Source organism: Streptomyces sp. AK08-02 (genome assembly GCF_033795085.1).
GTDB lineage: Bacteria > Actinomycetota > Actinomycetes > Streptomycetales > Streptomycetaceae > Streptomyces > Streptomyces echiniscabiei.
In genome coordinates this window covers 141697-162077 of sequence record NZ_JARAZV010000009.1, presented here as the reverse complement: position 1 = coordinate 162077, position 20381 = coordinate 141697, and the positions used below count along the sequence as shown (strand labels likewise).

The following is a 20381-nucleotide window of genomic DNA, read 5'->3' as shown; positions in this document are numbered from 1 at the left end:
ATCGGCTACCCGGCTTCACGCCGGTGCATTCGTCGGCGAGTCCGTCAACGGCCATGGCCGGCAGGGAGGTTGGGTGCTCGACAGCTCGCCGAAAGGGAGGTTCGGAGCGGAATTTCCGAAACCTGGCGATAGACGCGTCCAACCATCCGGCTGTCCCGATTGTCTGACAGGGCATCGCACCACACGGGAACCAGAAGGAGGCTGCTCGCCGATGAAACGCATGACAACGGTGCTGGCAACGCTGGCGCTGGTATTAGCAGGGGGAGGCGCCATTCCGGTCGCCGCCGACGCTGCCGCACCGCAGACCGCCGCCTGCGAGACGGGCTGGGGGAGCCAGAACAAGTCGGAACCGGGATCGATCGCGATGACCGGTGCCCTGGCGAACGTCCGGACCGGCCGTCACGCCTGCTACGACCGGATCGTCTTCGACATTCCGGGCATGACCACCGCCGATCCGGCCCTGTACTGGGTGCAGTACGTGGATGGCCTCAACCACATCCCGTCCCAGACCGGGATTCCCGTCAAGGGCGGGGCGGTCATCGAGATCGAGGTCACCGCACCGGTCAACCAGTCGCAGTATCCGGTCGAACTGGCTGATCCACTGCCGGGTCTGGACTTCACCGGCTACCGGACCTTCAGGGACGCCAAGTTCGGCGGCTACTACTACAACGCCACCCACATCGGACTCGGTGTCCGGGCCGTACTGCCGTTCCGCGTACTGGTACTGCCCGGACGCGTGGTGGTGGACGTGGCGCACACCTGGTAGCCGCGTCAGGGCTGCCCGGTGTCGACGCTGACCCGACGAGCGGCCACGGCAGGGAATGCGTGACCGCTTCCGTCAGCTCGCCGAAGACCCGCGGAGGTGCCCCCGCACGAGCCGGTCTGCCCGCGCGGCGTCAGCAGCGGCGGCGAAAAGGGACAGGGCATCCCGATCGATAGGCTGACGGGTATGAATCCTGGCGCCCAGCACCCCGACGCTCCCGCTGCCCAGCCTCTGCGCAGTGACGCCGAGCGCAACCGGGAGCGGATCATCGCCGCCGCGCGCACAGTGTTCGCGCGGGAAGGGCTGAACGCGTCCATGGCCTCCGTGGCCCGCGAGGCGGGCGTGGGGATCGCCACCATGTTCCGCCGGTTCCCCACCAAGGAGGAACTGGTCGACGCGGTCTTCTCCGACCGCATGGGCGCCTACGCCGACGCGGTCACCGTCGCCCTGGACGACCCCGACCCCTGGAACGGCTTCGTCGGCTACATCGAGGCCGCCTGCGCCATGCAGGCCACCGACAGCGGCTTCGCCGACGTCCTGACCATGACCTTCCCCACCGCCAAGGTCCTGGAGCAACGACGCAACGAGGCGTACCAGGCCATGCTGGTCCTCATCGACCGCGCCAAGGCCACCGGCCGCCTGCGCGAGGACTTCGACCCCTCGGACCTGGTACTGATCCACATGGCCAACACCGGCGTAGTCAACGCCACCGGCGACGAGGCCCCGGACGCCTGGCGACGCGTCGTCGCCCTGCTCATCCAGTCTCTCGAGACCCCGGCGCGCGGCCCCCTGCCCGCCTCACCCGGGCACGAACCCCTCTACCAGGCGATGCTCCGGGCCGGCCGGGGCACTTCCGCGCCGGCGCCGGGCAAGAGCGGCTGACCCCGGGGACCGGGCCGCTTCACCGTCGAACACCACGAGCAGCACATCGCTGTACCGACCAGCGTCGCTGTCTGCTCCCAGGCAGGTACGTGCACTCGGCAGAGAAGAAGACGGTATGCAGCCACATGAACTTCGTCGAGCAGTCGAGGAAGGACGGGCGACAGCTTCGGAACTCGGCCTTCAGGTCGACGACGCGGTCGTCATCCACAACTCGGACCGGGTCGCGCTGCACCTGATCCCGTGCGGGGTGCTGGCCCGGGTCGCTCCCGTGGGGCATCTGGCCGACTCCGAGTTCGAAGTGGAGGTCGCTCGCCGTCTCACCGACATCGACGCCCCGGTGGCTGAGCTGGACCCCAGGGTCGAACCCCGTGTCCATGTGCGTGCCGCCTTCGCCATCTCCCTGTGGACCTACTACGAGCCGGTGGGAGCAGAGATCGCACCGGCCGACTACGCGGACGCGTTCAGTCGGCACCATGCCGCACTGCGGCAGGTCGATCTGGATGCACCGCACTTCACCGAGCGAGTCGCCGGAGCGCTGAGAGAGGTGAACGACCGGGCGCGGTCACCCGAACTGCACGACGCCGACCGGCGGTTCCTCAGTGACACCCTCAGCGGACTGAGCACCGCGATCAGCAGCTCGACAGCCGACGAACAGCTGTTGCACGGAGAGCCGCATCCGGGGAACCTCCTCAACACGAGGAGAGGGCCACTCTTCGTGGACCTCGCCACATGCTGCCGTGGGCCGATCGAGTTCGACCTCGCTCATGCGCCCGAAGAAGTGGGACAGCACTACGCCGGGGCCGACCAGGACCTGATTCACCGGTGCCGCGCGCTCAACTGGGCGATGTTCTCGGCCTGGCGCTGGCGCCAGAGCGATCAGATGCCTGACCGGGACCGCCGGCGAGCTGAGGGACTCGACCGGGTTCGTGCCGCCCTCGACCGCTGCTGACTTGTCCGAGCCGGAGACAGAGGGCCGAAGCTCTCCCATCCGTTGTGGTGGGACCTGCCAACCGGGCCGGTGTCACGGTCTTCGACGTGACGGGTGCGTGACGTGACAGTCCGGCTCGGCTCGGCCGGGCTTGCGGACACTTCGGCGTCCGGAGAAGGCACCGGTCCCCGGACAATGACCGTCATGACGTCTCTCCACGCCAACCCTCTCTTCACCCGCCTCGCCGATGCCGAACGGATCCTCGTCGCGGGCGCGGGTGGTGGTTTCGACATCTACTCCGGTCTGCCGTTGGCCCTTTCCCTCCTGCATCAGGGCAGGCAGGTACATCTCGCCAACCTGTCCTTCAGCGCACTCGCCGGACTCCCGCTCGACGACTGGGCCGCCCCCGACCTGGCCGCAGTCACTCCCGGCTCCGCCCCGCACCAGAACTACTTCCCGGAGCGAACCCTCGCGCAGTGGCTGCGCCGGCACGGCTATCCGTCGACCGTCTACGCCTTCCCGCAGACCGGGGTACGTCCGCTGCGTGCCGCCTACCAGGCGCTGATCGAACTGCACGACATCGACGCCGTGGTGCTGGTCGACGGCGGAACGGACATCCTGATGCGCGGTGACGAGGCCGGGCTCGGCACTCCCGAGGAGGACCTCACCAGCGTGGCGGCGCTGGCAGCGCTGGACGGCATCCCGACCCGGCTCGTGGTGTCGGTGGGCTTCGGCGTGGACGCATACCACGGTGTCAATCACGTGCACGTACTGGAGAACATCGCCGCGCTGGAGCGTGACGGTGCGTACCTCGGCGCGTTCTCGATACCGCGGGCCACCCGGGAGGGCGCTCTCTACCTCGACGCGGTGGCACACGCTCAGCAGCACACCCCGGAGCACCCCAGCATCGTGAACGGATCGATCGCCGCGGCAGTGCGCGGCTCCTTCGGTGACGTCCGTTTCACTGATCGCACGCGCGGGAGCGAGCTGTTCGTGAACCCGCTGATGTCCCTGTACTTCGCCTTCGACCTCCCCGGCCTGGCCGCCCGCTGCCTCTACCTTGACCGGATCGAGGACACCTACCTGATGCGCCAAGTCCATTCGCGGATAGCCGAGTTCCGCGAGTCAAGAGTGACTCGCCCACCCCGTGGTTTCCCCCACTGATCCCACACTGAACGCGGCGCGCCCTTCGGAACGGCGCGACATCGGTTCCTCCTGACGTGCCGGCGGGTCGTGCGGACGGGTGGGGCTGCTCCCGTGTTGCCGGAGCAACCCCACCCGTCCGAACTCCGCCCGCTCTCCGGTCAGCCGGTGGCGAGGCGGTTCTTGAGTCCCTGTCCGAAGGCGGTCGGGGTCCCGTTGTAGTCGGTGATGAGGGACGGTCCGGACTTGCAGTCCCATGTGTTCCAGGTCCAGCCCAGGTAGCCGAGATCCCGGTTGTCCAGCCAGTTCATGAGGGTGTCGATGTAACCGTGGGCGCAGTCGTCCTGGCCGATCTCACCGACCACCAGCGGATAACGGGCGGCGACGGGTGCGATCTGGGAGTCCCAACAGTTCTGGGTGTTACAGCTGTTGAAGTTGTACGAGTGCCAGGACGCCACGAGTTTCCCGGCCGGGTCCGAGGGCGCGTACGTCAGCCACCCCGTCAGGTCGTTGGAGTAGTTGATGCCGCCGACCATGATGTAGTTGGTCGCGCCGGTGGACCGCACGGTATTGACGAGAGTCTGCATACCGGCCACGGAGTAGAGGAAGCCGACGCAGGCCGAACCCCCATCGCGCCAGCACTTCCACGAGGCGTTGTGGTCGAACATCACCAGGTTCGGGAAGGGCTCGTTGAACAGGTCGAAGACGACAGCCTGGTCGTTCTTGAAGGTGTTGGCCACCGACTTCCAGAAGTCCGGAGTGTGGTCGCTGTTGGGCATGGGCTTCTGGCACTGCGAGGCGTACGTCCAGCAACTGGAGCCGAAGCCTATGTGGACACCGCTGCTCCAGTGCAGTTCGAGGATGACGTACAGGCCGGCCTGGCGGAGCCGGGAGACGTAGTCGGAGATGGCGTTACGGTAATTGGTGCCACTGTAGGCGGAGTTGACGCCGTTGATGCCGAGCCAGCAGTCCTCGTTGAGTGGAACGCGGACGACGTTGGCCTGCCAGTTCTTGATCGCCTGGATCGAGTTGCCGTCGGCGGGGCCGTCGAAGATGCCCCGGTTCTGCACGCACATGAACTCGGTGCCGGAACGGTTGACTCCGCGCAGCCTGGTGGGCAACGCCGTGGCGGAGGCGGCATGCCCGGTGACGGACGTACTGTCAGCAGCCTGTGCGGCGGACACCGGCTCGGGCACGAGCAGCGCTCCGATCAGGCCCAGCAGCATGGCGAGAGCGCCTGCTGCCCAGCGGCTTCCAGCAGTTGAGTGACGAACTCTCATCGTGTCTCCCGATGGGGGGTGTTGCGTGGAGCGCATCCCGTACGCGCCTCACGCCGGGAAAGTCGGGGTGCGAGGTTGCTCAGCGAAACCGGACGCCATGGTCGCCGCGTGCTCCCGTAGGAGGCGCGTCATGGCCGGGTGGCGTTGGCGGGCCATTCTTCCAGGTGATCCACAAGCTGTCGTGGTCCGGGTGGATGCGACTCGGGGCGCGATCCGACCCCCTGGTGGCGTCGTGTGTGCGACAGGCCCTGTCACGGGTCGTTCCGCCTCGCGGTGACGTTTTCGGGGGTGCCGGACGGCAGGCCGGGCATACGGGGCGAGGACGCGGGTGGCGGAAGGTTCCACGGCCGAGGTCGCGACGTGCGGCAGGCGGCTCGGCCACATTGCCGACGGGACCCCGGGGATCCCGGACGCTGCCCCTTGGGTCCTTCCGCCGTGGGGAGGGCTTCGTCTACAACGGGTGTACAGGGCAGCTCAGTTACCAAGGAGGATCACCTGTGCACTCCGTTGATCGGGAGCACCGCGAGGCCGGCGGGCGGGCATCGGACGCGACACGCCGGACCAAGGCGCCGACGGCGATGAGCAGTGCGTGGATACGTCATCTGCAGCGCGTGGCCACGGGCGGGGCCGACCGGGCGACGGAGACCGGCGGCCTGCCCCAGGTGCAGCGGGCCGCGGTGGACGAGGGTATACGGTCGTCGTCGCGGCCTCTCGACACCGCGCTGCTCGGCGAGATGGAGGAGCGGTTCGGGGGCGCCGACTTCAGCGGTGTGCAGGTGCATGACGGGCCGGCGGCGCAGCGGGCGGCCGCCGCGGTGGAGGCCAGGGCGTTCACCAGCGGCGCGCACATCGTCGACGGTGGCGGGATGTCCAAGAAGGACTGGGCGCACGAGCTGGCGCACACCCTCGACCAGGCGGCGGGACCCGTACCGGGCACCGACAACGGCGCGGGCCTGAGTATCTCGAGCGAGGGCGACGAGGGCGAACGCCGGGCGGTCGCGATGGCCGACCAGGTGATGGGCACCCCCGCACCCGTCCAGCGCCTGCCCGCCGAGCACGACCACCGGTCGGACCACGCGGAGCACGGCCACGCGCATCCGCGGACCGGTCCGGCGTCCGTTCAGCGGGTGGGGCAGAGCGCAGTGACCGGGGGTGCCGCCGAGCCCGAGCAGGCAGAGCAGAGTTCGGCGGCCGAAGGGGCAGGGAAACAGGCCGCTGGGGCGGAGGTCATCGCCCGTCTGAGTCAGTCGATCGAACTGCACACGGTCCAGAAGAAGACGAAGAAGAACGTTTTCGCGCCGGGCACCTGGTGGCCCGAACAGTGGATGCGCGAAGGGCCGGCCAGGCTCAGGAAGACCCTCGACCGGAGGGTGATGCGCGGCGAGGCGTTCAACGACCAGGACCTGGACGACATCAAGCACCTCTCCTCGGTGAACGCGGAGTGGCTCCAGAAGGTGGGCATCGGCACCTACGAGCAGGCCGAGAAATACAGTGAGGGCGGGTTCAAGGACTGGCTGACGCTTCCCGCGGGCAAGCGCGTCCTCACGGCCACCCTGGCCGTCCGTGCCAACCACCCGGCCGTACGCGGGGCGGGCCAGGGCACGCCCATCTCGCCGGACTACACCCTCGGCCGGTTCATGATCACCAAGGCGCCCGGTGTCGAGCCGCAGGAGAAGGAGAACCTGGAGGGGGAGCGCGATCAGCAGATCCGGGAGACGGCCGTCGACACCCTTCACCCGGCCGGGATCGCACCCGAGCGCCGGCACCCGGACGGCGTTCCCGGGGCGAGCCCGGCGACAGCCAAGGGCAAGGGCAAAGGTGTGAGCACGGCGTCGACCCACGAGGCGAAGGACGCGCGGGCCCGCGAGATGCTCACCAAGGTGCTGCTCATCCTGCAGCACGGGCTGAAGCTGTACGACCCGGAGGCCGGGGCGCACGTGGCCGACTACGAGAAGGACGTCATCCGCGCCCTCGCCCACGGCGGCCGGGTGAACATCCGTATCCCCGCACTGAGTTCCGCCGACGCCCCGGCCTACTCACTGCCCGAGTTCCTGGGCGTGACCCAGGACGACAGTTCGAACACTCGCGCGGGGGACGTCATCGATCGCGGCTTCGCCACGCACCGGACCTCCATCGGAGCGAACAAGGAGGGCAGGCCCGGCGCGTTCAAGGAGAAGGGGGGCCTCCTGGCGTCGGCCACCAACGCGCTGTCCCTCGGTGCCGATCGTCCGGACCTGTGGGGACAGGACATCTCCGGCGGCGGTCTCGGCTCCAAGGACTGGAACGGCGATGTGGTGCTGCCGAACGGGTCGTACGGCCACATGCTGCTGGTCCACCACCGGCCGACCACGAAGAAGGACGGTTCGCTGCAGATCGGCATCGAGACCCTCGCGCCCCACGCCGCCAGTCCGGTGGGCTACGAGCACGACTTCCGCTCCACCGAGGCCACCGCCAACCCGGAGTCGGTCATGCACGGCCACAAGGGTGACAAGGTCGGCTCGGGCGGGCTGGGCAAGAACGAACGCCTGGTCGAACTCGGGGAGATGGGCAAGTCCCATGCCAGCGGCGACTGGCGCACCTTCCTGGACGAGATCAAGAAGCAGTGGGACGCCGCGCTGGCGGAGACCGAGGACGGCTCGAAGGAACGGCGGGCCCTGTACGAAGGCCTGGTCGGGCCCAGGGCGCAGCCGAGGTCCTGACGACAGCGGCCCTACGGACCCGAGGGCCCGGCCGCGGGACCGCATGTGTCCGCAGGGCGCGGTGAACGTCGGCCGGGGGTGGCCGCACGAGCGGGCGGGCCGGTCCGTTGGGCGACGAAGACGCGACAGGGAGTGACGGATGCGGGGCCGGGTCCCGCGGACCCGCGCCCATGGTGGAGAATCGTCGACATGAGTGAGAACGTCTACTTCCAGGTTTCCGCGAACGGTGAGGACCTCGGGCGCATCGTCTTCCGGCTGTTCGACGATGTCGTGCCGAAGACCGCCCGCAACTTCCGCGAGCTGGCCACCGGCCAGAACGGTTACGGCTACAAGGGCGCCCCCTTCCACCGTGTCATCCCCGAGTTCATGCTGCAGGGCGGTGACTTCACCAACGGCAACGGCACGGGCGGCAAGAGCATCTACGGTGAGAAGTTCGCCGACGAGAACTTCCAGCTCAAGCACGACCGGCCGTTCCTGCTGAGCATGGCCAACGCGGGTCCGAACTCCAACGGCTCGCAGTTCTTCATCACCACCGTGGTGACTCCGTGGCTCGACGGCAAGCACGTCGTCTTCGGCGAGGTCGTCGAGGGCGCGGACATCGTCAAGACGATCGAGGCGCTCGGCAACCGCTCCGGCGCCACCTCGAAGAAGCTCGTCATCGAGGAGAGCGGCGTCGTTTCCCCCGCCTGATCATCGTCCGTAGCGCGCCTGCGGCTACTGGACACGGTGAGTGTCCAGGGCTGCCGGAGGACGCGACGTCAACGGGGGGACAGGCCGGGCTCGGCGCGGCGCCCGCGGGCCGGGTGCCGTCGGCGCCCGGCCCTGTCCCGGGCGCCGACGCGGACCTCCACCACCGGCCCGGGGCGCACACGGGTGACGGTCGAGGTCTCCTGCGTCGCCCGCCCGGCGGAGAACGGCCGGCCCGTTCACGAGTACCGGCCGGCGGTCGTGGCCGACAGCCCGACGAGAGCACGGCCGGCCCCGTACGGCGGCATGATGCGCCGCATTTCCGGCGATGCGCCGACACGTCACACATGAGCGGTCCCGCGCCGTCGCATCCGGCGGTGGACCGGCCTCCGGTCGATGAACATCCCGTGCCCGCAGTCGAGTTGACGGAACGTCACATCCCGTGAGCCCAGCCGGGGTTCGGTGGCCGCGCGGGTCGTCGGGACGGCACCGGTCCCCATGGCTTCCTCCCCGTCTCCGCCGTCGCGCGGTTCGACAAGGCGATGCGGTTCATGCCCTGGGCCCGTCCGGTAGGGGTCTCGTCGAGGCTCCTGATCGGTCGCTACCGGTCCCGCGACGCCGAGGCCTGCGGAAATCGAATACGACCGCCACCGTTGACTTCTCCATGGGGTGGGCCCTAGCTTCAGCGCCGAGCGGTTCGACGGAACGTGCTCCGTTCGGTATATCGACCAAGCTGGTGGGTTTGGTTGTCGCGCTCCGGAGGGACCCCATGCCGATCGTTCACTCCCGGAGCATGACGCCTGCGCGGGACCGTCCTCACCGACGTTGACATCGGCCTCCGCATCGACGCCTGGCCCCGCCGAGGGCGCCGACCGGAAGGGCTGTCCGGTAGAGGCATCCCCAGAACGACAGGAGATGTACATGCGTGCGGTTCTCTCCCGGCTGGCGACGATACTGGTCGTCGCCGGCCTGCTCTTCACTTCCCAGGCCCTGACAACGCCGCAGCGGGCCGCCGCCGCCGACCCGGGCTACCTGATGGTGCACTTCACCGGGGAGGGGTCGACCAACCAGCAGATGTACCTCTCGCACAGCACGGACGGCGTGCACTGGAACGACCTCAACGGCGGCGGGATGGTCCTGCGCTCCACGGTCGGCACGAAGGGCGTGCGTGACCCCGCACTGGTGCGCTCGCCCGATGGCAGCAAGTACTGGATCATCGCGACCGACCTGTGCATCTCCTGCGGGCAGAGCTGGAGTCAGTCCATCAACGACGGCAGCCGCAACCTCGTGGTGTGGGAGTCGACGGACCTGGTCACCTGGTCGCAACCGCGGTTGCTGAACGTCGCCGGCGCCATCCCCGACGGGCGCAACGCGTGGGCGCCGGAGGCCATCTGGGACCCGGCAAGCAATGACTACATCGTGTACTGGGCGACGAACGTGCCCTTCAACGGCGCGACCAAGCACCGCATCTTCTACGCCCACACCAGCGACTTCCGCACCATCAGCACCCCGCAGATCTACATCGACCGCCCCGGAGCCCAGGAGATCATCGACACCCAGATCATCGAGGTGCCGTCCGGCGTCGGCAACTACCGCTACGTAAGGGCCTCCGGCGACGGCCAGATCACCCTCGAAGGCAGCAACTCGATCCTCGGAACGTGGACCAACCTCGGCAACCTCTCCGGCATCGGCCTCACCGGCGCGATGGTCGAAGGCCCGATGTGGATGAAGTTCAACGGCACCGACAAGTGGGGCCTCTACCTGGACCAGTACGCCTCCAGCGGCGGGTACATGCCGGTCCTGACGACAGACCCGTCCAATCCCGCCGCCTATCAGAAGCAGGCGTCGAGCAGCTACAACATGGGCGGCACCAAGAAGCGCCACGGCTGGATCCTGAACCTGACGGCCGCAGAGGAGAACCGCGTCCTCGCCCGCTGGCCCAACACCGCGGTCAACCGCCTCCAGTCGTACAACTTCCAGGACCGGTACGTCCGGCACACCAACTTCGACGTGCGTATCGACCCGAACGTCAGCCCGGCCGAGGATTCCGGATTCCGGCTGCGGACGGGCCTCGCGGGCACCGGGACCGTCTCCTTCGAGTCGGTGAACTTCCCCGGGTACTTCCTGCGCCAGGACGGAGCCGACTTCCAGCTCGTCCACAACGACGGCACCAGCCAGTTCGCCCAGGACGCCACCTTCAACCAGGTCGCCGGGCTCGCCGACTCGACGTGGTCGTCGTTCCAGTCGTACAACCACCCCGACCGCTATATCCGCCACTACGCCTACCAGTTGCGGCTCGACCCGATCACCACCGCGACGGGACGCGGTGACGCCACCTTCCGTGTGACGAGCTGACCCGACAGCGGTACTGCTCCGGATTCTCCGGGTGAACGGCCGACCGGGCCCAGGTTCAGTGATCCGAACCGCTGGGGCCGGTCGCCCCAGCCCTTCCGCGCCGCGCGGCTGGGCTCAGATCCAGGTGTCGAGCCACATCCTGGCGTGCCAGTCGGCGTACGGGATCGTCTGCCCGGAGTAGATCGGGAAGAAGTAGACGAAGTTCCAGGCGATGAGCAGGACGAGGACACCCGCGGCCACCGTGCCCCGTACCCGGCGCTTCTCAGTCGCCCCCGGCGGGCCCAGCAGAGCTCCCAGCATCATGGTGACGGCCAGACACAGGTACGGCACGAAGACGATCGCGTAGAACGAGAAGATCGTGCGGTCCTGGTACAGGAACCACGGCAGATAACCGGCACCCACCGCACACAGGATGGCGCCGGCACGCCAGTCGCGGCGTAGCGCCCACCGGTAGAGCAGATACACGAGCGCGCAGCACGCCGCCCACCACAGCAGCGGGGTGCCCAGGGCGAGGACCGCCTGTGAGCAGTCGGTCGCCGTGCGGCAGCCGTCGGTGCCGGGTTTCGGTGACTGGTAGTGGAACAGCACAGGCCGACCCTGGATCAGCCAACTCCATGGATTCGACTCGTACTTGTGCGGAATGTGCAGACCGATGTTGAACCGGTACACCCCCGACTCGTAGTGCCACAGGCTGCGCAACGGCGCCGGAATCCACGACCAGACGCCGCCACGGCCGTCCGCCCAGTGACGTCCGTATCCGTCGTCGGACAGGAACCAGCCGGTCCAGGTCGCCAGATACGCCATCACGGCGACCGGAACGACGGTCAGCACCGACCTGCCGAGGTCCCTGCGCAGCACCGCGCGGTAGGGGTGGCGCGCTCCGGCCACGCGGCGCGAGCCGACATCCCACAGCAGGGTGAGGACCACGAAGAGGACGAGGAAGTACAGACCGTTCCACTTGGTCGATGCCGCCAGCCCCAGGAAGAGACCCGCTGCCGCTCGCCAGGGCCGCACTCCCGTTCCGGCGTGATCACCGGTGTGCGCGTCCGGGCGTACCCGACCGTCCTCGTCGACCGGCAGCGCCGCCGCGAGCCGGGCGCGCGCGTGGTCGCGGTCGATGAGCAGGCTCGCGAACGCCGCCAGTACGAAGAACATGACGACGAGGTCGAGCAGGGCGGTGCGGCTCATCACGTAGTGCAGGCCGTCCACCGCCATCAGCGCTCCGGCGAGGCAGCCCAGCAGTGTCGAACGGAACAGACGGCGCCCCGCCCGGCACAGCATCAACACCGACAGCGTGCCGAGTACCGCCGTCATGAAGCGCCAGCCGAACGGGGTGAGACCGAACATCCACTCGCCCACGGCTATCACCCACTTGCCCGTGGGCGGGTGCGCGACGAAGGAGCCGGTGTCGGAGAGCGGGATCACCTGCGGATCGGCCATGATCTGCGGGTCGGCGATCTTGCGGTCCGGCCAGGTGCCCTCGTAGCCGAGCCGCAGCAAGGACCAGCCGTCCTTGGCGTAGTACGTCTCGTCGAACACCACCGCTCGGGGGCTGCCCAGATGCCAGAAGCGTGGCAGCCCGGCGAAGAACGCCACCAGCAGTGGCCAGCCCCACCCCGCCCGGCGCGCCTGCGCCGGGGACAGCCCGAGCGGGTCGCGGAGTTGTGGCCAGGGTCGTTGCCGTGGCTGTGGTGCGGGAAAGGGCGCGGTGAGGCGGTCGTACACGGACGCGTGCGCCTGCCCGACGTACCCGAAGCCGCGCAGCCGCCGTCGCCAGGAGATCGACGGGGGATCCGCCGCGTTCCCGGTCGCGGGGACGGGGACGGGCGTGCTCTTCTGGATCACGTGGTGGGTTTTCCGCTCGTCACGAGTCGGTACGGCGCCGACCGTGGCCGAGCGGTCGGCGTGGAGGCCGGATTCGAGCGCTCCTCGGCGGTCGACGCGGGGCGGACCACCGGCGGCCCCGGGATCGTCTCGGCGGAGGTGACGGGGCGGGGCCTGGGCATGGTCCCGCCGTGGGCGACAGTGTCCGTCAGAGCCATCAGTGCGACTCCGCACCCGGCGATCGCCAGCGCGGAACCGGTGGCCACCCATGCCGTCCGGAACCGCTGCCGGGCGCGCACGGCGGCTCGCAGCCGGAGCCGATGCCGGTCCTCGTACGGCGTGTCCTGTCGGCTGTCACGCAGCATCCGCGCCAGGTCCTGCTCGAAGTGATCCATGGCTCCTTCTTCACTCCACCGGTTCGACCGCGTCGGACATGAGCCGCCGCAACCGCGCGACACCGCGTGTCGTCAGAGAGCGGGCGGTGCCCACCGGACACCCCAGCACCTCGGCGACCTGCCGCTCGGGCAGATCCTGGTAGTAACGCAACACGACCGCGGTGCGCTGCCGCGCCGGCAGCAACGCCAACATGGCCTCCAACCGGGTCCGTTCGTCCACGGCGGCGGTGGCGTCGGACACCTCGGGCGGATCGGGCAACTGGTCCACAGGGCGCTCGCCCCACCAGCGGCGCCGAGCCGAGCGGGCCGCGGCACGGGCCAGCACCTTGCGTACGTACGCCTCGGGCGCCTGCTCGGCCACCTTCGGCCAGGCGAACCAGAGCTTGACCAGCGCCTCTTGCAGCAGATCCTCGGCACGGTGCCGGTCTCCGCCGGTCAGCAGCCGCGCCAGGTGAAGCAACACCGACCAACGAGCCGCCACGAAGCGGTCGAACTCATCGGCCCGCAACTGCCCCATCGGTGTCGCCCCTTGCCCCCTGCCGGACTAGCCGGCCCTTGCCGTGTCTTCGCGGCGCGGAGCGGCGGACACGTCCATCGACCGCGTACGCCGCCGCGCGACCGCGGACCCCCTACACCTTCACTAAGACACTGGGCAGCACCTGGCTATGCACCCTGACCGTATGGCGTGGGTCACATGGACCCTCCGCCGGACGCACCCCGGGTCCGTCCCGACTGGCGGAACGGACCCGGGATCCGCTGTCGGCCGATGCTGTCAGCCGATGTGGAAACTGTCCCCGTAGACCTTCCAGTCCAGCGGCGGATCCAGGTTCAGGTTCCCCTTGCGGAGGAAGACCCGCTGCGCGGTGTCGACCCGGCTGGTGTCCGAGTGGGCCTCTTCCTGCTTCATCGCCCAGACCCGGGCGTCGAGGAAGGCGTTCAGATACGTCACCTCGTTGCCGCCCTGCGCCGGCGGCTTGGCCTTGGCCAGCGCCCGCTTGCGAATGTTGCCGAAACTGGTTTTGTCGTCGCCGTTGCCGTGCATGACGATCGCGTCGTAGTACGCGAACTGCCCGAGTACGCCGATGCCGTCGGCCTTGCCCTGCTTGACCGAAGGGTTGAAGTAGACACGGTCGCGCTCGTCGTTCTGTGCCTGCTGAAACGCCGAGTCCTGGGCCGCGCGGCGCCAGTCGGCGGGGAAGCCGGGGTCCAGCCCCTGGTGCGAGTCGCTGCCGTCGACGTCGCGCAGGGCCGGCAGGTACTTGGCCAGGACGTTGCCCGGCTTGCGCCGGGTGTAGAGCTCCACGAGGTCCAGCATGTCGCCGGTGCCGGAACAGAAGCCGATGATTCCGGCGGTGTAGCCGCGACCGTCGCCGATGTCCTCGATGTACTTGTACTGGGCCTTCCAGTCCAGCGACGAGTTCTCCGCGCTGGACACCAGCTTCATGGCGATCTCCTTCTTCGCCGGGTCGTCCAGGCCGACGGCGGCGGCGGTCGCGGACTGGCTCGCGACGAGGGGGCCCACCACCAGGGAGGCTCCGATCAGGGTGAGCAGCGTGCGGCGTGACGTGCGTATGTGGGGGGTTTGCACGGGGTCCCTCCAGGGGTTCGGTCGTGCGCTCAGCCAGGTGCCCGATCGTTCGAGCAGACTGTTAGGAAGGTTTCCTACCAGACTTTGCGGATGGCGTACACCCGTCAAGGAGAAGGGAGTTGGTTCTCGGTGGGCCCGCCGCGGCCGGCTGATCTTCACAGATCGCGCGTCGCACCGGCGTGGCCCACGCCTCGTACCCGGCCCGGCGCAGCCGTCTCCCGGGCGGCCTCGGCGACACGGACTCGACTGGATTCGCGAACAGTCGAGAATCACTCAACGGCGGCCGGGCGCGCGGCCCGCGACGCCCTCACGGCATTGCGCGTCACGAGGTGCGCCGGCTGAGCGCGCTCCCGGACTCCGGTCGGCGAGTCGATCGCCCGGTGGCTGCCGGTTCCGCAGGGCGAGTTCGGCAAGGGTGTTACCGCGCAGCGCCGCGAGCCTCCACAAGGCGCCGCTGTGCATCCGACACCAGCTGCCGAAGCCGCCCCGGCCGCACCTTCTCGCTCTCCATCCACTCGTCCAGGCGTGGACGCAGGTGCCGAACCATGCCGGGGCCATGGCGACGCAGCACCGAACGACTGACCGAGATCTCTTCCTGGATCTCTCGTCGGAGGTCATCGGTCCAGCCCTGGCTCCGGTCCACCTCTCCCAGAGGCGCCTTGAGGGCGGCCACTGCCTCATCAAGTACCTCAAGCAGGTCCAAGGCTCCTCCAGGGGCCGCGGCGGGATTCCCGGCGTGGCGAACTCTAGGGGCTGCGGGCAACGGGGCCGCACCGGGCCGTACTTGTCTCTGTCGTGCGATGTCACGGGTACCGCACCCGAGTCCCGAGTTGTCGAGCGAAAACCGTTGGGCTGCCCGACTCGCCTCAGGCACGATCGACCTGTGGACACCTACCTGGAGACCGAACGCCTGGCCCTGCGCCGCTTCACCGCCGATGACGCGGACCTGCTGATCGAGCTGGACAGCGACCCCGCGGTGATGCGCTACCTGACCGGCGGCCGTCCGACCGCGCCGGAGCTCGTCCGCGATCGCCACCTCCCGAACATCCTCGCCGGCTACGAGAAGTGGGGCGGCGATCTCGGACTGTTCGCCGCACAGGAGAAGGACGGTGGCGTGTTCGTCGGCTGGTTCATCCTGCGTCCCGAACCGGAGGGGCCACTGGACGCGGTCGAACTCGGCTACCGGCTGCGGCAGGCGGCCTGGGGCAGGGGCTACGCCACCGAGGGCTCGCGGGCCCTGCTGGAGAAGGCGTTCACGGAGCTCGGTGTGCGCATCGTCTGGGCGGAGACGATGTCTGTGAACCGGGGTTCGCGCAACATCATGGAGAAGCTGGAAATGACACTCGTGGGCACCATCCCCACCCCTTCCGGCATGGAGATGATCGAGGGCTCCGAGCATGGAGGCGTACGGTACGAGATCACCAGGGAGCGGTGGGGGCGGCAGTAGCAACGGCGCGAACGGCCGTTCCGTGTTGACGCCGCGGCCGTCCGCCGCCCAGCTCTTCGAAGCCTGGGCCGACGGAGGCTACCGCGGCACGGTCGAGCGGACGTACGGATGGCTTCGTCGGCCGAGGGGCCGCTGCCCCGCCTGCGGCGCGACCTCCACCCGTCCGCAGCCAAGTCCTGCGCCGACACGGCGCCTGATGGGGTGTCGGCCAGAGTGCTCGACGTGGTCGTGACGATCGCTGAGGCGTCCGGTGGCCCCCTCGCACCGCTGTTCGCGGGGCGGGCGTCGGACGACGGGGGCGGCAGCTGCCGATGGTGATCTCCGCCGACGGCGCGACGGCCGCCCCCGGCCCGCTGAAGACCGTAACGGCGGAGCCGGGCAGCCGGGTCGGGCAGGCTGCGGCCCTTTCGCGTGCGGTCGTGGCGGAGACGGTCGGACGAGGGCCCGCGGTCCGGCCCGGGGCGACCGTATGAAGGCCGCCGTCTGGTACGGAGCCGGGGACGTTCGCATCGCCGAGGTGGACGTCCCCGTGGTCCGGATCGGAGAGGTGCTCATCGAGGTGGCCTACTGCGCCATCTGCGGCAGCGATCTGCACGAGTACGCCGACGGGCCGCACGCCATCCCGGTCGCCGAGCCCCATCCGGCTTCCGGCGCCACGGCTCCACTCGTCCTCGGTCATGAGTTCTGCGGGACGGTGGCGGACCTCGCCGCGGGAGCGGGGCGGCGCCACCGCAAACCGTGCCGCGCGGCGACACGGCAGCCGGTGGAGAAGGCCGGAGTCCTCGCCCTTCGCGGGAAGGAGCGTGTCAGGCCCCTGGGTGCAGGCCGAGCGAGCCGGGGGTGGGGTCGCCCTTGACCTCACCGAAGTAGAGGGCGAAGGTCTGCTTCCAGCGTTCGACGGCGGCACGGTCGGACATGAAGCGGGGGAAGCCGTCGACATGGGCGTTGGGGTACTCCCAGATGGGCTTGAGGCCTGCCGGGGGTGTGATGTCGGTGCGGACGGACCAGCCGTTGAAGGAGCCGTTCTGCATCTCCGTCGACAGCTGCCAGTTGAGGAACAGCTTGGCGGCGGTGGTGTTCTTCGCCTGCTTGAGTACGGCTGTGCGCTGGCCCCAGGCCATGAAGGGGTGTCCGGCGCCGATGGCGAACGTCACGGGAGCGGTGCTGACCGCGGACCCGGCGGTGCCGACACCGATGACCTTCTGCCCGCCGAAGACGGCTTCGCCGGGCGTGTTGCTGCCACGGGCGAACCGCACGTCCTGGGCGGCGAACTTGGCGACCCAGTCCCAGCCGTACTTCTGGGCGTACAGGGTGTAGAGGTAGAGGACGGCGTCGTCGTCGTGCGGGTAGGAGGAGGCGATCTTGCCTTTCCACTTCGGGTCGACCAGGTCGCGCGGGGTGAGTGGTGTGGTCGCGCCGACCGCCGCTGTGTCGTACATGAAGCTGAAGGCGATGGCTCCGGTGGCGACCCATGCGCCCTCGGGGTCCTTGAACTTGTCGTAGACCTTGGCGAAGCCGGCGGGCTTGTAGCGCAGGAGGCGGCCCTGCTGCTTCCAGCGGTCGAAGTCCTGCAGGGTCTGGAACTGGACGACGTCCGGAACCAGGGTGTCGGTGGCGAACTGGTTGTCGACGCGGACGTCGTGGTACTTGCTGTAGTCGACGATCAGTGTCAGGTCGATGTCGGGGAAGCGGGCCTTGAAGGCTGCCTTGGTGCCGTCCTGCTGGGTGGGGGTGTCGCCGCCGGCGTAGACGACGAGTTTGCCGCCCTCGGCGAGCGCGGCCCGGTAGAGCTCGTCGAGGGTCCTTCGCTCCTCGCCCCGGGTGGTGCTGTGGGAGGTGGCTGGGGAGGCGGCGGCCGGGGCGGTGTTCGCGGCGACCGCGCCGATACCGAGGGCGGCGCCCGCTCCGGTGGTGAGGACACGTCGTCTGCTGAGGAAGCTGGACATGCTGAGGAAGCCTCTCTGGCGGGGGGTGGGGTACGAAGTCGCCGGTGCCCCGGCAATTGCTTCGGGGCGCCGGGCGGCCTCCATCCTTGCCCCGTTGGCCACGCTTGGGCAACGTTTCCCACGGGTGGAGTCCGACATTCAACCGAACGGTTGAACGTTTCCTCGCGGTCGTCCGGGCCCGCTGTGTGGGTCGGTGGGTTATGCGGGTGGGTGGCGAGAGACAGGGGGGCGCGGGTCGTCGGCCTCACCGTCGACGGCCGGGAGGACGAACCGCTCGGCCTCGACGACCCCGCCCCGCTACTTGGCCGGCGGGTCGCCGGTGCGCGTGCGGGATGGACGCAGTCCGCCTACCGGATTCGCGCGGCGCGTACGGAGTCGGACCTCGACCGGGGTCGTCTGCTGTGGGACAGCGGCAAGGCGGGTTCCCCGGCCCGGAAACGACATCGTGTGGCACGGTCCCGCCCGAGCCTCCGGGGACCGGGTGGTCCGGCAGGTGCGGGCGTGGGACACCCACGACGAGGCGACACCGTGGAGTCGGGCCGCCTCGTGGGAGATGGGGCTCCTCAAGCGCTCCGACTGGGGTGAGGGCCGCTGGATCGAATGCGCGGGCCGCACCCCCGACCAACCGTTGCCCCTGTTCGCCCGCGCCTTCCATGGCACCCACCACCGCCAATCCCCAGGGTCTGACGACCGTTCCCGAAGAGTCGGGCATGGGCAACTCCAAGAACCACATGATCCTGCTCCAGATCGAGGAGTGGTTCCACAGCGGCGTGGTCGGCATCCGGCAGGCGCGCGGGAAGGCCGGCTTCCGTGAGCTGGTGATCGACCCTCGCCCGGTCGGCGGTCTCACCCACGCGAGGGCAGCTACCGCACGCCGTACGGTGTGGTGTCCGCGCGGTGGACGCGAGGCGACGGCACGTTCCGCCTCGACGTGGACCTGCCTGCGAACACCACCGCGCAGGTCCATCTCCCCACGGACGGCCGCGCCCCTCACTCCGTCGGTTCGGGGAGGCATACGTTCACCGCGCACGATCCCCTGACCGGCTCCCGTGCGGCCGGGAGGTGATGCGGGCGTTGACCCGCCGCATCCAGTCCCGGTCGGTGTGCCACATGGGGTGGTGCGGGGCGGCGTTGGAGGTCAGCACGAGGCCCTGGAAGCCTGCCGCGAGGCAGCGGTCGACGACGAACTCGGCGATGTCCTTGCCGACGGCGTCCTCCTCGAAGCGGGTGAGGAGCGGGGTGTAGCCCACGACGCCCTCGCCGAGGACCGCGGGGATGCCACGCACACGGGCGAACTCGGCGACGGCGTCGACCCACCCGGCGAGCGTGTCCCGCATGGCCTGCCGGTGCGCCGGATAGTTCTCGTAGAGCCACAGGTCCCAGCGGTCGGGGTCGACCCAGTCGAGGGCGTAGAACAGTTCGCGCGGGATTCCGGTGGCGGCCAGCCGCCAGGGTTCGTCCGGCTGGTAGTCGGCGAAGGCGGGCGCGTCGGGGCGCAGCATGGCGGCCAGCACGGGGGTGGGCCAGGTGGCGTTCTCGGGCGCCGCCTCGGTGCCGTGGCCCAGTCCCACCGCCTCGTAGAGCGCGCCGAGCACGCCGTAGACGTAGAAGTGGAAGTGCGCGATCTGTGCCCCCTCCGGGAGGTCGTCGATCTCGCTCGGCCAGGGTTCCCCCAGCGAGTAGGTGACGGTGACCTCGGGGTGACGGGCCCGCAGCAGCTTCACGGCACGGTCGAGAGGGCCGCGCAGGTAGGCGTAGTGGGTGACGCCGTCGCGCGGGACCAGGGAGCAGTTGTCGACCTCGTTGTGCACCTCGACGTAGGCGACGTGCTCGGCGAGTCCGCGCTCGGTGAGGAAGTCGAGGAGCCCGGCGAGCGACTCGGCGACCACCTCCGCCCGCTCAGGACCGGGCACCTCTGCCAGGGCGCGGTGCCAGGCGTCGGTGTCGGCGAAGCAGGGGGACTGCTGGTACTCCCAGGACGACACGATCACCTTGCAGTCGTGCCGGGCCGCCGCCTCGAACAGCTCGACGAGCCGCCGACGGCCGTCCAGCGGATAGCCGCCGCGTACGTCGTACCAGCGGGTGCGCTGTCCGAACTCCTCGCCCAGGCCGCGGACCTGGATCGACTCCGGTTCCTTGACGCGTCCGGAGAACAGCAGGAAGGGCATGGCGCAGACGCGCACGGTGTTGAAGCCCCGGTCCACCGTCTCGGCGAAGGCGCGGTCGAGGTCGGCGAACGGCTCACCGGGACCGGCCTGGGTGTACCAGCTGAAGTCCCACAGGGTGATGGCCAGTTGGCCCGTGGTCCCGGGCGCGGTGGCTTGCTGCGATGCGGTCATGGGGTCACCTGTCGTTCGTGTGCGGAAGGCGCCGTCGGCGGCTCGGCGGCACCACGCTAGCTCAATTCATTATTTATGAATAATCCTTGACGCGGATGACGGGGT

The 20381-nt window shown here is 69.3% G+C and carries 20 protein-coding genes; 11 read left to right on the top strand and 9 right to left on the bottom strand.

The window, feature by feature from the left end; all coding sequences use genetic code 11:
* The first annotated feature begins 211 nt into the window (after positions 1–211).
* The 4 genes from PV734_RS19990 to PV734_RS19975 all read left to right on the top strand — a co-directional run bounded on the left by PV734_RS19990 (position 212) and on the right by PV734_RS19975 (position 3737).
* Entirely contained in the window at positions 212–766 is a 555-nt protein-coding gene (locus PV734_RS19990; protein ID WP_319094308.1) for a hypothetical protein, read from the top strand.
* 183 nt (positions 767–949) lie between these two features.
* Positions 950–1645: a TetR/AcrR family transcriptional regulator gene (locus PV734_RS19985; RefSeq protein WP_319094307.1), complete on the top strand. Its 696-nt coding sequence runs from the start codon at positions 950–952 to the stop codon at positions 1643–1645.
* Between the two features lie 115 nt (positions 1646–1760).
* Complete coding sequence (locus PV734_RS19980) at positions 1761–2594, top strand: phosphotransferase (RefSeq protein WP_319094306.1); 834 nt, start codon at positions 1761–1763, stop codon at positions 2592–2594.
* A gap of 183 nt (positions 2595–2777) precedes the next feature.
* The gene (locus PV734_RS19975; protein WP_319290658.1) at positions 2778–3737 is read left to right on the top strand and encodes a DUF1152 domain-containing protein; all 960 of its coding nucleotides are present in this window, start codon (positions 2778–2780) and stop codon (positions 3735–3737) included.
* Positions 3738–3877: 140 nt separating this feature from the next.
* Here PV734_RS19975 and PV734_RS19970 read toward each other — a convergent pair whose 3' ends face one another.
* A complete protein-coding gene (locus PV734_RS19970) occupies positions 3878–4996 on the bottom strand; it encodes a glycoside hydrolase family 5 protein (RefSeq protein ID WP_319094304.1) in 1119 nt (372 codons plus the stop codon).
* Between the two features lie 497 nt (positions 4997–5493).
* Here PV734_RS19970 and PV734_RS19965 point away from each other — a divergent pair, with 497 nt between their 5' ends.
* Both PV734_RS19965 and PV734_RS19960 read left to right on the top strand, forming a co-directional pair.
* The gene (locus PV734_RS19965; RefSeq protein ID WP_319290656.1) at positions 5494–7695 is read left to right on the top strand and encodes an eCIS core domain-containing protein; all 2202 of its coding nucleotides are present in this window, start codon (positions 5494–5496) and stop codon (positions 7693–7695) included.
* A gap of 189 nt (positions 7696–7884) precedes the next feature.
* Positions 7885–8385 carry a peptidylprolyl isomerase gene (locus tag PV734_RS19960; RefSeq protein ID WP_006377106.1) on the top strand — a complete coding sequence of 167 codons (501 nt, stop codon included), beginning with the start codon at positions 7885–7887 and terminating at the stop codon, positions 8383–8385.
* A gap of 338 nt (positions 8386–8723) precedes the next feature.
* Here the strand turns inward: PV734_RS19960 and PV734_RS19955 are convergent, their stop codons facing one another.
* Positions 8724–8882, bottom strand: coding sequence for a hypothetical protein (locus PV734_RS19955; RefSeq protein ID WP_319094302.1), 159 nt, complete (start codon positions 8880–8882; stop codon positions 8724–8726).
* Between the two features lie 421 nt (positions 8883–9303).
* Here PV734_RS19955 and PV734_RS19950 point away from each other — a divergent pair, with 421 nt between their 5' ends.
* Positions 9304–10737 carry a glycoside hydrolase family 43 protein gene (locus tag PV734_RS19950; RefSeq protein WP_319290654.1) on the top strand — a complete coding sequence of 478 codons (1434 nt, stop codon included), beginning with the start codon at positions 9304–9306 and terminating at the stop codon, positions 10735–10737.
* Between the two features lie 114 nt (positions 10738–10851).
* Here PV734_RS19950 and PV734_RS19945 read toward each other — a convergent pair whose 3' ends face one another.
* From PV734_RS19945 to PV734_RS19925, 5 genes are all read right to left on the bottom strand, one after another.
* Positions 10852–12582, bottom strand: coding sequence for a dolichyl-phosphate-mannose--protein mannosyltransferase (locus tag PV734_RS19945; protein WP_319094300.1), 1731 nt, complete (start codon positions 12580–12582; stop codon positions 10852–10854).
* A complete protein-coding gene (locus tag PV734_RS19940; protein ID WP_319094299.1) occupies positions 12579–12956 on the bottom strand; it encodes a hypothetical protein in 378 nt (125 codons plus the stop codon). Before PV734_RS19940 ends, PV734_RS19945 begins: the two co-directional genes overlap by 4 nt.
* A 10-nt stretch (positions 12957–12966) precedes the next feature.
* On the bottom strand, positions 12967–13473 hold the full coding sequence (locus PV734_RS19935) for a SigE family RNA polymerase sigma factor (protein WP_319290652.1): 507 nt from the start codon (positions 13471–13473) through the stop codon (positions 12967–12969).
* A 255-nt stretch (positions 13474–13728) separates the two neighbouring features.
* Positions 13729–14544: a chitosanase gene (locus PV734_RS19930; protein ID WP_319094297.1), complete on the bottom strand. Its 816-nt coding sequence runs from the start codon at positions 14542–14544 to the stop codon at positions 13729–13731.
* 418 nt (positions 14545–14962) lie between these two features.
* The gene (locus PV734_RS19925) at positions 14963–15247 is read right to left on the bottom strand and encodes a hypothetical protein (RefSeq protein WP_319290650.1); all 285 of its coding nucleotides are present in this window, start codon (positions 15245–15247) and stop codon (positions 14963–14965) included.
* Positions 15248–15427: 180 nt separating this feature from the next.
* Between PV734_RS19925 and PV734_RS19920 the strand changes: the two genes are divergently transcribed.
* The 3 genes from PV734_RS19920 (at position 15428) to PV734_RS19910 (ending at position 16847) form a co-directional block, all read left to right on the top strand.
* Entirely contained in the window at positions 15428–15991 is a 564-nt protein-coding gene (locus PV734_RS19920) for a GNAT family N-acetyltransferase (RefSeq protein WP_319094295.1), read from the top strand.
* A gap of 108 nt (positions 15992–16099) precedes the next feature.
* Entirely contained in the window at positions 16100–16309 is a 210-nt protein-coding gene (locus PV734_RS19915; RefSeq protein ID WP_319290648.1) for a hypothetical protein, read from the top strand.
* Positions 16310–16460: 151 nt separating this feature from the next.
* Entirely contained in the window at positions 16461–16847 is a 387-nt protein-coding gene (locus tag PV734_RS19910; protein WP_319094293.1) for an alcohol dehydrogenase catalytic domain-containing protein, read from the top strand.
* On the opposite strand, the gene PV734_RS19905 is transcribed toward PV734_RS19910, so the two are convergent.
* Positions 16798–17937, bottom strand: coding sequence for an ABC transporter substrate-binding protein (locus PV734_RS19905; protein WP_319094292.1), 1140 nt, complete (start codon positions 17935–17937; stop codon positions 16798–16800). The genes PV734_RS19910 and PV734_RS19905 overlap by 50 nt on opposite strands.
* 883 nt (positions 17938–18820) lie before the next feature.
* Between PV734_RS19905 and PV734_RS19900 the strand changes: the two genes are divergently transcribed.
* Complete coding sequence (locus tag PV734_RS19900; RefSeq protein ID WP_319094291.1) at positions 18821–19003, top strand: alpha-L-rhamnosidase C-terminal domain-containing protein; 183 nt, start codon at positions 18821–18823, stop codon at positions 19001–19003.
* Here PV734_RS19900 and PV734_RS19895 read toward each other — a convergent pair.
* The gene (locus PV734_RS19895) at positions 18957–20276 is read right to left on the bottom strand and encodes a cellulase-like family protein (protein WP_319290646.1); all 1320 of its coding nucleotides are present in this window, start codon (positions 20274–20276) and stop codon (positions 18957–18959) included. The two genes, PV734_RS19900 and PV734_RS19895, sit on opposite strands and share 47 nt — an antisense overlap.
* Positions 20277–20381: the final 105 nt, after the last annotated feature.